Origin of the sequence: Isoptericola sp. F-RaC21 (assembly GCF_038593535.1) — a bacterium.
Lineage (GTDB): Bacteria > Actinomycetota > Actinomycetes > Actinomycetales > Cellulomonadaceae > Isoptericola.
The window spans coordinates 340681-355965 of the sequence record NZ_JBCFYX010000001.1 but is presented as its reverse complement, the minus strand read 5'-3'; the positions used below and the strand labels follow the sequence as shown (position 1 = coordinate 355965).

General features: G+C 76.2%; 12 protein-coding genes. 6 read left to right on the top strand and 6 right to left on the bottom strand.

The window, feature by feature from the left end; translation table 11 throughout:
* The first annotated feature begins 113 nt into the window (after nucleotides 1-113).
* From AAG589_RS01610 to rpsT, 5 genes are all read left to right on the top strand, one after another.
* On the top strand, nucleotides 114-677 hold the full coding sequence (locus tag AAG589_RS01610; protein WP_430565504.1) for a DJ-1/PfpI family protein: 564 nt from the start codon (nucleotides 114-116) through the stop codon (nucleotides 675-677).
* A gap of 60 nt (nucleotides 678-737) precedes the next feature.
* Nucleotides 738-1580 carry a maleylpyruvate isomerase N-terminal domain-containing protein gene (locus tag AAG589_RS01605; protein WP_430565503.1) on the top strand — a complete coding sequence of 281 codons (843 nt, stop codon included), beginning with the start codon at nucleotides 738-740 and terminating at the stop codon, nucleotides 1578-1580.
* A 44-nt stretch (nucleotides 1581-1624) separates the two neighbouring features.
* The gene (locus AAG589_RS01600) at nucleotides 1625-2458 is read left to right on the top strand and encodes an alpha/beta fold hydrolase (protein ID WP_430565502.1); all 834 of its coding nucleotides are present in this window, start codon (nucleotides 1625-1627) and stop codon (nucleotides 2456-2458) included.
* Between the two features lie 38 nt (nucleotides 2459-2496).
* Complete coding sequence (locus AAG589_RS01595) at nucleotides 2497-3051, top strand: type II toxin-antitoxin system PemK/MazF family toxin (RefSeq protein WP_430565501.1); 555 nt, start codon at nucleotides 2497-2499, stop codon at nucleotides 3049-3051.
* Between the two features lie 203 nt (nucleotides 3052-3254).
* Nucleotides 3255-3515, top strand: a complete 261-nt coding sequence (rpsT, locus tag AAG589_RS01590) for a 30S ribosomal protein S20 (protein ID WP_430550092.1) — start codon at nucleotides 3255-3257, stop codon at nucleotides 3513-3515.
* Between the two features lie 134 nt (nucleotides 3516-3649).
* Here the strand turns inward: rpsT and holA are convergent, their stop codons facing one another.
* From holA to aztD, 5 genes are all read right to left on the bottom strand, one after another.
* Nucleotides 3650-4675 (bottom strand): DNA polymerase III subunit delta, encoded by a 1026-nt coding sequence (gene holA, locus AAG589_RS01585; RefSeq protein WP_430565500.1) that lies wholly within the window; start codon nucleotides 4673-4675, stop codon nucleotides 3650-3652.
* Nucleotides 4676-4729: 54 nt separating this feature from the next.
* The gene (locus AAG589_RS01580) at nucleotides 4730-7273 is read right to left on the bottom strand and encodes a ComEC/Rec2 family competence protein (protein WP_430565499.1); all 2544 of its coding nucleotides are present in this window, start codon (nucleotides 7271-7273) and stop codon (nucleotides 4730-4732) included.
* Nucleotides 7274-7278: 5 nt separating this feature from the next.
* Nucleotides 7279-8457, bottom strand: a complete 1179-nt coding sequence (locus tag AAG589_RS01575; RefSeq protein ID WP_430565498.1) for a ComEA family DNA-binding protein — start codon at nucleotides 8455-8457, stop codon at nucleotides 7279-7281.
* 82 nt (nucleotides 8458-8539) lie between these two features.
* Nucleotides 8540-9424 carry a DegV family protein gene (locus AAG589_RS01570; protein ID WP_430565497.1) on the bottom strand — a complete coding sequence of 295 codons (885 nt, stop codon included), beginning with the start codon at nucleotides 9422-9424 and terminating at the stop codon, nucleotides 8540-8542.
* Nucleotides 9425-9476: 52 nt separating this feature from the next.
* Nucleotides 9477-10799 carry a zinc metallochaperone AztD gene (gene aztD / locus AAG589_RS01565; RefSeq protein ID WP_430565496.1) on the bottom strand — a complete coding sequence of 441 codons (1323 nt, stop codon included), beginning with the start codon at nucleotides 10797-10799 and terminating at the stop codon, nucleotides 9477-9479.
* Nucleotides 10800-10944: 145 nt separating this feature from the next.
* Here aztD and AAG589_RS01560 point away from each other — a divergent pair, with 145 nt between their 5' ends.
* Nucleotides 10945-12753: a helicase HerA-like domain-containing protein gene (locus AAG589_RS01560; protein ID WP_430565495.1), complete on the top strand. Its 1809-nt coding sequence runs from the start codon at nucleotides 10945-10947 to the stop codon at nucleotides 12751-12753.
* Between the two features lie 26 nt (nucleotides 12754-12779).
* Here AAG589_RS01560 and AAG589_RS01555 read toward each other — a convergent pair whose 3' ends face one another.
* Nucleotides 12780-15251 (bottom strand): glycogen/starch/alpha-glucan phosphorylase, encoded by a 2472-nt coding sequence (locus AAG589_RS01555; RefSeq protein ID WP_430565494.1) that lies wholly within the window; start codon nucleotides 15249-15251, stop codon nucleotides 12780-12782.
* Between the last annotated feature and the right edge of the window lie 34 nt (nucleotides 15252-15285).

The following is a 15285-nucleotide window of genomic DNA, read 5'->3' as shown; positions in this document are numbered from 1 at the left end:
TCGGTGGTGACGAGGCCCGGTCATTGTCCCATGCCCCCGTCGACGTGCGGGCATCGCCCACCCCTGCGTACGGTCGATGACCCACCGACCCACGCGACGGGAGGAGCCCCGACATGACCGACACCGCCGACCTGACCGGCAAGCGAGTGCTGGCGATCGTCACGAGCTACGGCGTCGAGCAGGACGAGCTGGTGGTGCCGCTCGAGCACCTGCGCGCCGCGGGCGCCGAGGTGGTCGTCGCCTCGAACGAGCCGGGCGAGGTGCGCACCCTCGTCGGCGACAAGGATCCCGGCCGGTCCGTGCCCGCCGACACCACCTACGACGCGGTCGACGCCGACGGCGCGGACCTGCTCCTGGTGCCGGGCGGCACCATCAACGCCGACACGCTGCGCCTCCAGGAGGCCGCGGTCGGGCTCGTGGCCGCGTTCGCGCACTCCGGCCGCCCGGTCGCGGCCATCTGCCACGGACCCTGGGCGGTCGTCGAGGCCGGGTGCGTCGGCGGGGCGACCCTCACCTCCTACCCGTCCCTGGCCACCGACGTGCGCAACGCCGGCGGTCGCTGGGTGGACCGGTCCGTGGTGCGCGACGACGGCGCAGGCTTCCCCCTGGTGACGTCGCGGAACCCGGGCGACCTCGACGACTTCCTCGGCGAGGTCGACGCCGTGCTGAGCTCCTGAGGAGCTGGGCTCCCGAGGAGCACCACGCCGCCGGGTCGTGCCGCGCGCTAGCCTCGCGCCGTGCCGACCTCCAGCGCGCTGCCCCGTCCTGCCGTCGACCCGCGCACCGGGCGGCGCACCGACGGCGGGCCCGAGCCGGACCGCCTCGCCCTGCTCGCCCGCCTCCAGGACGAGTTCGCCGCCGCGGTGCCCGACGTCGCGCCCGACGCCCTCGTCCCGGCCTGCGGCGACTGGCGCGCGGCCGAGCTGGTCCTGCACCTCGCGGGCGTGCACCACTGGGCGGCCGGGATGGCCGTCGGCGACCCGTCGCGCGACGAGGACCTGCCCGCCCCCGACACCACCGGGCCCGGCGACGCGACCGGAGCACTCGCCGGGCTCTACCGCCGGCACGCCGCCGACCTGCGCGCGACGCTCGCCGCCGCGGGGCCGGACGGCCCGGCGCGCACGCTGCTCGGCGACGGGCCGGCGTCGTTCTGGTGGCGACGCCAGTCCCACGAGACGCTCGTGCACCTGCACGACCTGCACGCCGCGCGGCTGGGGTCCGGCCCGGCCGCCCTGGCAGCGGTCGCCGTCGCCCCCGAGACGTGGGGCGACGGCGTCGACGAGGTCGTGACGATGTTCCAGCCGCGGCAGGTGCGGCTGGGCCGGATGGCGCCGCCGGCCGACCGGCTCCGCGTCGTCGCGTCCGACCTCGGCTGGTCGTGGACGCTCGGCGCCCCCGGCGCCGGCGACGACGCCGGTCGCCCCGGTGGCGGGGACGATCCGGACGCGACGCTCACGGCGACGGCGCAGCGGCTCGACCTGCTGCTGTGGGGGCGGCTCACGCCGAGTGAGGCGGGCGCCGTCGTCGACGGCGACCCCGATGCCGCCCGGCGGGTGCTCGCGGCGCCTCTCGTGCCCTGACCGACCCGCCGATGAGTCGGCCCGGGCCGGCCGGTCCATCCGCCATGAGCGACGACACCTCCACCACGACCGGCAGCCCCGAGGTCACCACCGCCTCGGTCGTCACCGCGCGCGGCGACCGCGTCACCTACGACCTGCGGGGGACGGGGCCCGCGGTCGTCTTCGTCGCCGGCGCCGGCCCGTTCCGCGCCGTCGACCCGGTGACCACCCGCACGGCCGAGCTGCTCGCGCACCGCGGCGTCACGACGGTCGTCTTCGACCGCCTCGGCCGCGGCGACTCTCCCGCCGCAGGGCGCCTCGAGCTGGACCGCGAGCTCGAGGCCGTGGCGGCGGTGCTCGACGTCGCGGGCGGGCCCGCGGTGCTGTGCGGGCACTCGTCGGGCTGCGCGATCTCGCTGCGGGCGGCCGACCGCGGCCTCCCCGTCCTCGGGCTCGCCCTGTGGGAGGCGCCCCTGGAGTCGGGCGCCGAGGAGACGGCCGACTGGGCCGCCGAGATCGAGCACCGGATCGACGCCGGAGACCTCGAGGGCGCCACCGAGCACTTCATGAAGGACATGCCGCCCGAGTGGCTCGCCGGCGCCAAGGCCTCCCCCGGCTGGCCCGCGATCGCGGCGTCCGTCGTCTCGCAGCGCGCCGACGCGCAGGCGCTGGCGTGGGCGACACGCGCGCTGGCGGACGGCGGGCTGGCGGGCATCGACGTCCCGCTGCTCGCCATGACCGGGACCCGGACGTTCCCCGGCATGCCGGAGGCCGCACGCGAGCTCGCGGCCGCGCTGCCCGGCGGCACGGCCGAGACCGTCGACGGCGCCGACCACTCGTGGGAGCCCGAGGTGATGGCCGACCGGCTGGCCCGGTTCGTCCTCTCGCTCGCTGGTTGAGCCGGTCGGAACCCGGACCGCACCCTAGGCTGTCCGCCGTGGCGAACCGATGGCTGAACCTGCTGGTGGACGTGCTGCGCTCCGCGACCCGCTCGTCCGGGCGCACGGCGTCGCGCGGCACCTCGCGCCCCTCCACGACCACCCGGCGGGGTGGCACCGCGACTCCCGCTCGGCCCGCGTCGGCCGGGGGCTACCCCGGCGACTTCACCGGCGCGGTGCGCCCCGTGTACTCCCCGCGCCTGGACGGGGAGCCGGACCCCGGCGAGGTCGTGTGGACCTGGGTGCCGTACGAGGAGGACCACGCCCAGGGCAAGGACCGGCCCGTGCTCCTGGTGGGCCGCGACGGCGCGTGGCTGCTGGCCCTGCAGCTCACCAGCAAGGACCACGACCGGGACGCCGCCCAGGAGGCACGGCACGGCCGGCTGTGGATGGACGTCGGCACCGGGGCGTGGGACTCTCGGCAGCGCCCCAGCGAGGTGCGGCTCAACCGCGTGATCCGCGTCGACCCCCGGGCCGTGCGCCGCGAGGGCGCCGTCATGGACCGCCGGACGTTCGACCGGGTCGCCCGTGCGATGGCCGACGCACGCCGCTGACGCGCACCTCACAGCCCGCCCGGCCGCTCGGGGGTTCAGCCGGGCCCGGGTCCTCTGCTATCGTTGCTCTCTGCGTGTCCGCCCAGGTCGGCGGGCACAGCCGCAGTTCCTCTCCACGGGTTCCCCACCCCAGTCCCGGAGCTGTGGCCGCCCTCTACGACCTATCCGCTCGCCGGCAGGCGAACACACCAGGAAGTCCACACGTGGCAAACATCAAGTCCCAGATCAAGCGCATCAAGACGAACGAGAAGGCGCGCCTGCGCAACAAGGCCGTCAAGTCTGAGCTGAAGACCTACGTGCGCAAGGTGCGCGAGGCCGTCGCCGCGGGCGACAAGGAGGCCGCTGCCACCGCGCTGCAGGCCGCGTCCCGCAAGCTCGACAAGGCCGTCTCGAAGGGCGTCATCCACGCCAACCAGGCCGCGAACCGCAAGTCGGCCATCGCGAAGCAGGTCGAGGCTCTCTGAGTCGCCTGTAGTCGTCGCGCTCCGTCCGCCTGACGCCTCTCACGTCGGGTCGGACCAGCAAGGCTCCGAAGGGCGCCGCACCCCCGGGTGCGGCGCCCTTCGCGCGTCCGGCCCGTGTCGTGAGCGGGCGGCGGTCAGTCGCGTCGCGCGCGGGCGATGGTCAGCACGGCCTTCTCGACCGCGAAGACGGGGTCGCGGCCGCCGCCCTTGACGTCGGCGTCCGCCTGGGCGACCGCGCCGATGGCGGTCGCGAGACCCTCGGGGGTCCAGCGCGACAGGTCGCGCTGCGCGTTGCGCACCTGCCAGTCCTGCAGCCCCAGCTGGCGTGCGGTGGCCGCGCCGCCGCGGATGGCCGCGACCCGGGCGAGGGTGCGCAGCCGCAGCGCGAGGGCCGCGACGATCGGCACCGGGTCGGCCCCGGTCGCCAGGGCGTGCCGCAGGAGCGCGACCGCGCCGCCCGTGTCCCCCGCGACGGCGGCGTCGGCGACCTTGAACCCCGTCGCCTCGACCCGGCCGCCGTAGTACCGGTCGACGACGGCCTCGCTGATCGTGCCCGTGGTGTCCGCGACGAGCTGCGAGCACGCGGACGCGAGCTCGCGCAGGTCCGTGCCGAGCGCGTCGACCAGCGCACGCACCGCGGCCGCGTCCGCCCGGCGTCGCGCCGCCCGGAACTCGGCAGTCACGAACTGCACCTTGTCGGCGTCCTTCGTGATCGGGTCGCACTCGAGGACGGGCGCGCCGCTGGCGACGACGGCGTCGAGCATCTTCTTGCCCCGCTGCCCGCCCCCGTGCACCACCACGACGACGGTCTCCGGGTCGGGCGCCGCGACGTACGCGACGACGTCCGCGACCAGGTCCTCGGTGGCCGCCTCGGCACCGCGCACGACGACGACGCTCGGCTCGCCGAACAGCGACGGGCTCGCCGCGACGGCGAGCTGACCGGCGGCATACGTGCCGCCGTCGAGCTCGGCCTTCTCCGTGCTGGCGTCGCGCTCGCGCGCCAGGGCGACGATGCCGTCCACGGCCCGCTCGGCGAGCAGCCCCTCGGGCCCGCGCACCAGCAGGACCGGCGCCAGCGTGGGGTCGTCCCAGGACCGGCTGTTCGCCGCGGACCTCCCCTTGCGGGCCGGGCGGGACTGACGTGAGGAGGGGGCTGGCACGGCCCCTAGCCTGCCACGAACCGCCGACGCTGCCGCCCGCCCGTCGGTGCCCGGTCACCCGCACGCGAGGCCGATCTCGTCGTCGCGGCCGACGAGCGCCGCGGTGCCGCACTCGTCGGTGCGCACGAGGGCGGACCCGACGGAGGAGTACAGCGTCAGGGCGTCGTCGGTCGGGTGCCCGTACGTGTTGTCCGCCCCGACGCTCACGAGCGTCACCCGGGGCGAGAGCTGCCGGGCGAGCGTGGCGGACTGCGACCGCGACCCGTGGTGCGCCATCTTCACCACGTCGACGTCGGCCGCCCGCCCCGACGCGGCGAGCTCGGTCGCCAGCGCGTCCTGCCCCGCCTCCTCGAGGTCGCCGAGCGCGACGACGTCGAGCCCGCCGGCGGTGCGCAGCTCGAGCGCGACGCTGGCGTCGTTCGCCCCGTCGCCCTCGTCTCCCCCGCCCTGCCCGGCGCCGGGTGGCCCGCCCGACGCGGCGAGCACCTGCCAGGTCGCCGAGCCGGCCGTGCCGCCGTCGCCCGCGGACGCGACCTGCACCGGCACCCCGGCGGCGGCGAGCAGCGAGCGCGCACGCACCGCCTGCCCCGCGGGCTCGTCGAGCGGCGAGACGAGGGCGGCCGTCACCGTGCGGCCGCGGAGCACCGGCGCCAGGCCGCCCACGTGGTCGGCGTGGAAGTGGCTGAGCACGAGCAGGTCCACGGTCGTGACGCCGAGCCGGTCCAGGCACCGCCCGGCGGCCTCACCGTCCGGCCCGACGTCCACGACGACGGCCGACGCGGGCCCCGTCCGCACGGCCAGCGAGTCGCCCTGCCCGACGTCGCAGGCCGCCACCTGCCAGTCCGTCGGGGGCCGGTGTCCCGCGCCGGCGAGCCGGGGCACCGTCACCACGAGGACGGTGAGCAGGGCGGCCCCGGCCAGACCCGCCACCGCCGCGGTCCGGGCGCGGCCGTGGCGTGCCGCCGTGCGTCGCACCTGCCGGCGCACCCGACGCACCGCGCGCGGCGCGGCCTCCCGCCACTCGCGCCGCCAGCCCTCGCCGGGCGGCCGCCGCAGGACGAGCGCGAGGAGCGCGACGGTGAGCAGGGCGAGCGCCGCCACGCCGAACGGGCCGCCCGGCCAGGGCAGGCGGGCGCCGGGCACGGCCGCGAAGGTCTTCGCCACGGCGGCGATCCAGCCGGTGGCGAGCCCCGCGAGCCAGGCGACGGGCAGCGCGAGCGCGGGGGCCCACGGGGCGAGCAGCGTCGCCACGAGCCCGAGCACGGTCGCCGGGACCAGCGCCGGGGTCGCGAGCAGGTTCGCGGCCACCGACGTGAGCGGCACGTGCGGGTCGATCAGGAGCAGCACCGGTCCGCACGCGGCCTGCGCGGCCCACGGCACCGCGAGCGCGAACCCGAGCGGGCGACCGGTCCATGGCGCGAGGCGCCGGGCGAGCGGGCCCGCGAGAAGCACGAGGCCCGCCGTCGCCGCGCACGACAGGACGAACCCGTAGGAGCGCGCGAGCCATGGGTCGACGACGAGCAGCGCCGCGGCCGCCGCGGCGAGCGCGGGCGCCCCCGCCGACGGCCGTCCCAGCGCGAGACCGAGCAGGGCGACCGCGCACGTCCACGCCGCCCGGAGCACGCTGGGCTCCGGGCGGACGAGGAGGACGAACGTCGCGGCGGCGACCGCGATCACGACGACGCGCACGGTGCGCGGTGCCCCCGCCAGCGCACACAGCGCGGTGAGCGCGGCCACCACGATCGCGAAGTGCCCGCCGGACACGGCGGTGACGTGGGTGAGGCTCGTGACGCGCATGGCCTCGTCGACGTCCTCGGGCACCCGGCTGGTGTCCCCCACCGCGACGCCCGGCACCAGGCCGCGGGCCTGCGCGGACAGGGGCTCGGTGACGTCCAGGAGCGCCGACCGCAGGGTGTGCGTCGCGCGCAGCAGGGCCGAGGGCGGCGCCCGCTCCGCCACCGGCCCCGCCGCCGCGAGCCGGGCCAGCGGGCCGTCGCCGCCGGCGACCGGGCGCAGCACGCCCGAGACCGCCACAGTGGCGCCGAACCGCGGCGCGGGGGCGTCCGCCGTGACCTCGACGAGCCCCGCCGTGGCCGACGCGATCCCGCGCGCCGTGGCCTGCCGCACGGACACCAGCCACCGCTCACCGTCCCCGAAGACGGCGGGGCGCGCCTCCGAGGCGACCCGACCCACCAGGTCGGCGTGCGCTCCCTGGCCGGCCAGGGCCCGCAGCGGCGCCTGTCGGGCAGCCTGCGCGTGCACTCCCAGCGCGACCGCAGCCAGGCACGCCAGCGCCAGGACCGCGTGCATCCCGGCCCCCCGCGGACCTGCGCCGCGCCACCGTGCCGGAGGCCCCGCCGACCGTGCCCGTGACCGTCCCGGTGGACGCAGCGCGAGGGCGGTCACGACACCCGCGGCGACCGCGCCGGCGACCGCCACGACGGCGACCGCGCGAGCCTGGTCGAGCGCCGGTCCGGTGAGGACCCAGGCCGCCGCCCACGCCACCGCGGCCGCGGGCACCAGCCGGAGGTCGACGCGCCGCCCCGGGGGCGCGGTGGTCGGGGCCACCGGCGGGGCGGCGCTGTCCGGGTGCGACACCGGCCTCACAGGGTGACCAGGTCGCGGACCTGCCCCAGGACGGACGGGCCGATCCCGGACACCTCGTCGAGCTCGTCGACGCTGGTGAACGGCCCGTTCTCGTCGCGCCACGCGATGATCCGCTCGGCCAGCGCGGGGCCGATGCCCGGCAGCTCCTCGAGGTCCGCCGCGCCGGCGGAGTTGAGGTTCACGGCGGTGCCCGGCGCGGTGCCCGCCCCGCCCGCGCCCGGCCCAGCGGCGCCCTCCGCGCCGCCCGGCCCCGCAGCGCCGTCGGCCGAGGGCAGCTGTTCCCCCGGCCGCGGCACACGGATCTGCTCGCCGTCCACGACCGCTCGCGCCAGGTTGAGCGCCGCGGCGTCGGCGCGGCGGGTCGTGCCGCCCGCGGCCGCCACGGCGTCCGCCACCCGCGCACCGGACGGGACCGTGACGAGGCCGGGCTCGCGCACCTCCCCGACCACGTGCACGACCACCGTCCCGGGCGGCGGGTCCGCGGAGGCGGAGGACTCCGCGGAACCCTCCGCCCCGGCCGGGGCACCGGACTCCGGCGCCGAGGACGGGGCGGCGGTCGGCGCCGCGGACCCGGACGGAGCCGCGGACGGCGCGCTCGCGCCGGCGAGGGTGATCACGTCGTCGGGGCGAGCCGTCGCGACGACCGCGACGACGACGGCCACGACGAGCACCACGACGGACGCGACGACGGCCGTGCGCAGGCCGATCGACCACCGCCTCGGGCCGCCGGCGTCGTCGTGCGCCCCGAGCGGGTGCCCGTGCGCGGCGGCGTACGCGGCCGCCACGTGCCGCGCCGACCTGCGGGCCCGTAGCCGAGCCGCGAGCTCGTCCTCGTCCGGCTGCACCGGCCTCGGCGCGGCATCCGGCACCGCTCCCGGCACGGTGCCTGCCGCCTCGCCCGGCTCCCGTGCCGCCGCGACGGCGGGCCAGGGCGCCGCGTCGAGCGATCGCCCGCGGCCGCCGTCGTCCCGGGCAGGACGCTCGCCGGTGCCCGCGCGCGTGGCACGCCACGCCCGCAACCGTGCCGCGGCCTCGCCGAGCGCAGGATCCGGCTCGGGGCCGGACCCCGGCTCGTCCCACGGCCCGTCGTCCGGCACCGTGCGGTCGCCCGGCGGCGCGAGGTCGTCGGGCGGGACGTCGGCACCGTCGTGGTCGTGGGGCAGCGTGGTGGTCACGCGGCGACGCTAGGGCCGCCGCCGGCCCCCGGGCGCCGCCACCGGCACCCCTGTGGACGGCCCGCTTCTGGGGGCAGGCTCCCTAGCGCGCGATCTCGCGAGGGCGTCCGCCCAGCTCGGCGACGACCACGGCGAGCGCGCCCGGTCCGGCGTGCGCGCCGAGCACCGCGCTCACGGGCGTGACGACCGGCTCGGCCCCCGTCGCGGCCCCCAGTCGCGCCGCGAGCTCCGCGGCCCGGTCCGGCACCCCCAGGTGGTGCACGGCCACGCCGGGCCGCTCGCACTCCTCGGCACGACGCACCGCGAGCTCGACCAGCCGGTCCGTCGCCGCGCGACGCGTGCGCACGCGCTGCGACATCTCGATCACCCCGTCGCGCACGGCGAGGATCGGCCGCACGCCGAGCGCGGTGCCGAGCGCCGCCGCCGGCGCGGAGAGCCGCCCGCCGCGGCGCAGGTGGTCGAGGGAGTCCACGAGGAACACGGTCGTGCTCGACGCGGCGACCTGCCGGGCACGCTCGGCCACGGTCGCGGCGTCGTGCCCCTCGGCGGCGCAGCGGGCGGCCTCGAGTGCGGCGAACCCCAGCGCCATCGCGACGGTGCGTGAGTCCACGGCACGCACCGGAATCATGGCGCGGTGGCCGGCGCTCGCGGCGACGTCGACGGTGCCGGACAGGGCCCCGGACAGGTGCACGCCGACGACGGCACGCGCGCCGTCGGCGGCGAGGTCGCGGTAGACGCTCGCGAACTCCGCCGGGGCGGGCTGCGACGTGCTCAGCCGCTCGCCGGCGGCGATGCGCGCCGCCACCTCCTCGGGCGTGATGTCGACGCCCTCGCGCCACGACTCCTCGCCCGACACGACACGGAGCGGCACGACGACGGGCGCGGCCGCGCCGTCGGCGTCGGTATCGGCGGGCAGGCAGGCGGTCGAGTCGGTGACGACGCGGACGGCCGAGGGATCGATGGGCATCGGCGGGGAGTCTACCGACGCCGCCCGGGAGCGCCGGGCGGCGTCGGTGCGGTCACTCGTCGTCGTGCGCGCCGTGGTCGTGCGAGTCGTGCGACCCGTCGGCCCCGACGCCGCCCGGGACGCCCGAGATCTCGTTCGGGGCGACGTCCAGCCGGACCGACGTCCACACCTCACCCGACTCGACGTCGACGGCGTGCACCGACTGCGTCGCCGGGTCGGTGACGTACACGGACCCGTCGAGGGCGAGCACCGCCGGGCGGGGCTCCTGCCACTCGAGCGGCTCCTCCCAGGCGTCGATCACGGGGATCGACGCCTCGAGCTCCCCGCTCTCGGGGTCGATGACGTGCAGCGCGCCGTCGGTGCCCAGCACCAGCGCCTCGCCGTCGTCGCCTCGCGCGAGGGACCGGAAGGTGTAGCTGGCGGGCAGGTCCACGAGCGAGAGCTCGCCGGTGCGCGTGTCGACGAGCGAGACACGCGTGGGCCGCTCCAGCTCGGCGTCGGGGTCCGTCTTGTAGTCGCCGAGCACGACCGGCGACTCCTCCGACCCGGCCTGGTTGCCGATGCGGCCGTAGGCATCCGGCGCCTGGACCTTGGTCAGCTCGCCGCCCGAGTAGACGAGGACGCCGTCCTCGCAGCCCACGACCACCGCCTCGTCGGCCGCGACGGCCTCGCCGTGCACGCCCGGGCAGTCGTCGCTCGCCGCGATCTCCTGATCGTCGGCGTCCAGGACGCGCACGCCCGAGCGCGACTCCTCGGTGCCCTCCGTGACGAGCAGCGAGTCGTCGCCGAGCTCGACGGCGACCCCGTGGTGCGCCGACGGCGTCGTGAGCTCCCGCGCGGGTGTCGCCCCCTCGCCGACGTGGGCGGAGTCGAGCACGGTCACCTGCCCGGTGCCGTCGTCGAACAGGACGGTGCGCCCGTCGTGCACGACGACGTGACCGGGCTCCTCGGCCGCGTAGGTGACGTCCGTGAGGCGCGGTTCGGCGGTCCAGTAGTGGTGGTGGTCGCCGTGCGCCTCGGCCCAGGTGCCGAGGTCCAGGGCGCGGAACCCGCCGGTGGTGGAGGCGAGCAGGTGGCGCCCGTCGCCGGCGGGGTTGAGCCGGGTGAAGCCGTCGAGCGGCAGGTCGGCGACCTGCTCGAGCGTCTGGGCGTCCAGGACGACGACGCCGCCGTCGTAGGTGAGGGCGATCCGCGCGGTGGGCGCGGCCGCCTCGGTGGCCTGCGTCGTCGTCTCGGCCGCGGGCTCGGACGCGCCCGCTCCGGCGGGCTCGCCCGAGGCGCAGCCGGCGAGCGCGGCGGGGAAGGCCACGGCGAGCCCCCACGCCGGCAGGCGGCGCGCGCCGGGGGCTCGGTGCGTTCGGGTGGTGGAAGGCATGACTCTCTCCAGGTCTGGGCAGCACGAAGGGAGCACTTGAGAACGCTTCTCAGGTGCGCGACCAGTGAAGCAGATGTGAGAACCATTCTCAATCGGGCGTCCGCTCGCCGCGCACCCGTCACGGCCGCGCGCTAGCGTGCGGGCCATGGCCGAGGGGACACCGCCCACCGACGACGCCGACCTCGCCGCGCTGCGTGCGGCCGCCGCGCAGGCCGCCGCCGAGGCGGCCGAGGCGAAGGCGGCCGCCGCACAGGCCGCGCTCGAGGCGGCGGAGGCCGCGAGCCGGGACGCGGCACCCGCAGCCGACGTGCCCGACGCCGTCACCGCTCCCTCGCCGGAGGGCGCGGGGCCGGCGGAGCCGGACGCCGAGCCCGCCGCGCCGGCGTCCTACGCCGACGAGGTCCGCGCGGGGTACGCCTCCGACGCCCCGACGCTGCCGCTCGGAGCCCTGCTGTCCGGCCCGCTCGGTGGAGACCCCACCCCCGACCCGAGGGTCCAGGTCGGCTTCCCGCTGGCGACGCTCAACCGGCACGGGCTCGTCGCGGGCGCCACGGGCACCGGCAAGACGAAGACGCTGCAGGGCATGGCCGAGGGCCTGTCCGCCCAGGGGGTCCCGGTGTTCCTCGCGGACATCAAGGGCGACCTCTCCGGTCTCGCGGTCGAGGGGCCGGACGACCCGAAGGTCGCCGAGCGCGCGGCGAGCATCGGGCAGGAGTGGACGCCGACGTCGTACCCCGTCGAGTTCTACTCGCTCGGCGGGCTCGGCACCGGCGTGCCGATCCGCACGACCGTCACGGACTTCGGACCCCTGCTGCTCAGCAAGGTGCTGGGCCTCAACGCGACCCAGTCCTCCAGCCTGGAGCTGATCTTCCACTGGGCCGACACGCAGCAGCTGGCGCTCCTCGATCTCAAGGACCTGCAGGCCACCATCACGTACCTCACCTCCGACGAGGGCAAGCAGGAGCTCAAGGGCATCGGCGGAGTCTCGGCCGCGACCGCCGGCGTCATCCTGCGCGAGATCGTGGGGCTGCAGGCGCAGGGCGGCGACGTCTTCTTCGGCGAGCCGGCGTTCGAGACCGCCGACCTGCTGCGCACCGCCGCGGACGGCCGCGGGCTGATCTCCGCCCTGGAGCTGCCCGGCGTGCAGGACCGCCCCGCGCTGTTCTCCACGTTCCTCATGTGGCTGCTGGCCGAGCTGTTCCAGGAGCTGCCCGAGGTGGGCGACCCCGACAAGCCGCGGCTCGTGTTCTTCTTCGACGAGGCGCACCTGCTGTTCACGGGGGCGTCGAAGGAGTTCCTGCAGCAGGTCGTCCAGACGGTGCGGCTCATCCGGAGCAAGGGCGTGGGCGTCTTCTTCGTCACCCAGTCCCCCAAGGACGTGCCCGCCGACGTGCTCGCCCAGCTCGGCAACCGCGTGCAGCACGCGCTGCGCGCCTTCACGCCCGACGACGCCAAGGCGCTGCGGGCGGCCGCCCGCACCTTCCCCACCTCGCCCTACGACCTCGAGCGGCTGCTGCAGTCGCTCGGCACCGGCGAGGCCGTCGTCACGCTGCTCGACGAGAAGGGCGCGCCGACGCCCGTGGCCTGGACGCGGGTGCGCGCACCCCAGGCGTCGATGGATCCCGCACCGCAGCAGGTGCTCGACGCCGCCGTCGCGGCCTCCCCCGGCCAGGCGCGCTACGGCGCCGCCGTCGACCGCGAGTCCGCGTACGAGCTGCTGCAGGCCCGGGCCGCGCAGGACGCCGCGACCCGTGACGCGGCCGAGCGCGCCGCCGAGCTCGAGAAGGAGGCCGAGAAGGCGCGCCGGCAGGCCGAGAAGGCGCCTCGTCCAGCCTCCGGCTCGACGTCGCGCAGCCGCGCGCGCAGCCCGATGGACGCGATCCTCACCACGGTCGGCACGACCCTGGCGCGCGAGATCACCCGCACAGTGTTCGGCACCCGCCGGCGCCGCTGAGCCCGGCGCCGCCGGAGCCGATCCGGTCAGTCGGCCGTGAGCGGCGCGGCGTGCCAGATGCGGTCGAGGTAGTCGCGCACGGAGCGGTCGGAGGAGAAGAAGCCGGAGCGGGCCACGTTGAGCACGGCCGAGCGGCTCCACGCGTCCGGGTCGGCGTAGGCGCGCTCCACCCGCTCCTGCGCGTCGAGGTACGCCTGGTAGTCCGCGAGCACCATGAAGCGGTCCTCGGTGAGCAGGTTGGACACGACCGGCTCGAAGACCGACGCGTCGCCGCCGGAGAACGCGCCGCGCGCGATCAGGTCCAGCGCCCGGCGCAGCGAGGCGTTCTCCTCGTAGTACGACGACGGCCGGTAGCCCGCCTCCGCGACGGCGCTCGCCTCCGGCTCGGTGAGCCCGAACAGGAAGAAGTTCTCGTCTCCGACGAGCTTCCGGATCTCGACGTTCGCGCCGTCGTCGGTGCCGATCGTGAGCGCGCCGTTGAGCGCGAACTTCATGTTCCCGGTGCCGGACGCCTCCTTGCCGGCCAGGGAGATCTGCTCCGACAGGTCGGCGGCAGGGATGAGCGTCTCCGCGACCGTGACGTTGTAGTTCGCCGGGAACGCGACCCGCAGCACCCGGGACACGTCGGGGTGCGCGGCGACCACGGCGCCCACGTGGTTGATGAGCGCGATGATCTCCTTCGCCATCACGTAGCCGGGGGCGGCCTTCGCCCCGAAGACGACGGTGCGCGGCGTGACGTCGCCGAGCTCGAGCTCCCCGGAGGTGATGCGGTCGTACAGCGTCACGACGTGCAGCAGCTTGAGCAGCTGGCGCTTGTACTCGTGCAGTCGCTTGACCATGACGTCGAGCATCGTGGCCGGGTCGACCGCGATGCCGTCGCGCGCGGCCAGGAGCGAGACCAGACGGTCCTTGTTCGCCGCCTTGACCTCGCGGAACCGGCGGCGGAACTCGGCGTCGTCGGCGAAGGGCTCGAGCTCGCGCAGCCGGTCGAGGTCCGTGACCCAGCCGTCGCCGATGGCCTCCGTGATCAGGCCGGACAGCCCCGGGTTCGCCAGCTTCACGAACCGCCGCGGCGTCACGCCGTTGGTGACGTTGGTGAACTTCTCGGGCCAGAAGGCGGCGAAGTCGGCGAGCACCTTGTCGCGCAGCAGCTGGGAGTGGAGCTCGGCGACGCCGTTGACCTTCGAGCCGCCGACCGTCGCGAGGTACGCCATCCGGACCGACCGCTCGGGGTGCTCGGCGATGATCGACATGCGCCGCACCAGCAGCTCGTTCCCGCCCGAGCGCTCGCGCACCTGGGCGAGGAACTCGTCGTTGATGCGGTAGATGATCTCCAGGTGCCGGGGCAGCAGGCGCCCCACCAGCTCGACCGGCCACACCTCCAGCGCCTCCGGCAGCAGCGTGTGGCAGGTGTACGCGAAGCAGCGCTGCGTCACCTGCCAGGCGTCGTCCCACTCGAAGCCGCGCTCGTCCACGAGGATCCGCATGAGCTCGGGGATCGCGATGACGGGATGGGTGTCGTTGAGCTGGAAGACGATGCGGTCGGGCAGGTCGTGCAGGTCGAAGCCGTCCGGCAGCAGCTGGTCGATGAAGTCCCGGATGGAGCAGGCCACGAAGAAGTACTGCTGCTGGAGCCGCAGCTCCTTGCCCTGCGGCGTGGAGTCCTCCGGGTACAGCACCTTGGAGATGTTCTCGGCGAACGTCTGGGACCGCACGGCCTCGGCGTAGTCGCCGTAGTTGAAGATCTTGAGATCGAACGCGTGCGTGGCCCGCGCGCTCCACAGCCGCAACGTGTTGACGCGCCCGTTCCGGTAGCCCGGCACCATCGAGTTGTACGGGACGCCGAGCACCTGCCAGCCCGGCACCCAGCGCGAGCGCTCGCGGCCGTCGTCGTCGGTGTATTTCTCGGTGTGGCCGCCGAAGCCCACCGTCACCTCGTGCTCGGGGTGCGCGAACTCCCACGGGTCGCCGTTGTCGAGCCACGTGTCCGGCTCCTCGACCTGGCGCCCGTCGACGAACGTCTGCCGGAAGATGCCGTACTCGTACCGGATGCCGTACCCGATCGCGGGCACGCTCATCGTCGCCAGCGAGTCGACGAAGCACGCCGCGAGCCGGCCGAGCCCGCCGTTGCCGAGCCCCGGCTCCACCTCGACCTCGCGCAGCTCGCCGAGGTCGAGCCCCAGGCTGGCGAGCGCCTCCGCGGCCACCTCCTCCAGCCCGGTCGCGATGAGCGCGTTGTCGAGCTGGCGGCCCAGCAGGTACTCCGCCGACAGGTAGGCCACCGCCTTCGACTGCGTGCGGTACTGGCTCACCGTGGTCTGCATCCACCGGGACATGAGGTAGTGCCGCACCGTGCGCGCGAGCGCCAGGTACCGGTCGTTGGCCGTGGCCCGCTCCAGGATCGTGCCCTGGCTGAAGTTGAGCTCGTGCAGGTACTCGCGCACGAACCCCTCGACCGTCGGTTCCGGGCTCGTGATCAGCGGCGTGGTCTCGGTCACGTCACGACAGTACACACGGGTCGCGCCCGCGGCG

Bases quoted from the DNA above. Each gene is read 5' to 3' on its own strand.
- AAG589_RS01610 (WP_430565504.1), top strand. From the start codon at position 114: ATGACCGACACCGCCGACCTGACCGGCAAGCGAGTGCTGGCGATCGTC.
- AAG589_RS01600 (WP_430565502.1), top strand. From the start codon at position 1,625: ATGAGCGACGACACCTCCACCACGACCGGCAGCCCCGAGGTCACCACC.
- AAG589_RS01570 (WP_430565497.1), bottom strand. From the start codon at position 9,424: ATGCCCATCGATCCCTCGGCCGTCCGCGTCGTCACCGACTCGACCGCC.
- aztD (WP_430565496.1), bottom strand. From the start codon at position 10,799: ATGCCTTCCACCACCCGAACGCACCGAGCCCCCGGCGCGCGCCGCCTG.
- AAG589_RS01560 (WP_430565495.1), top strand. From the start codon at position 10,945: ATGGCCGAGGGGACACCGCCCACCGACGACGCCGACCTCGCCGCGCTG.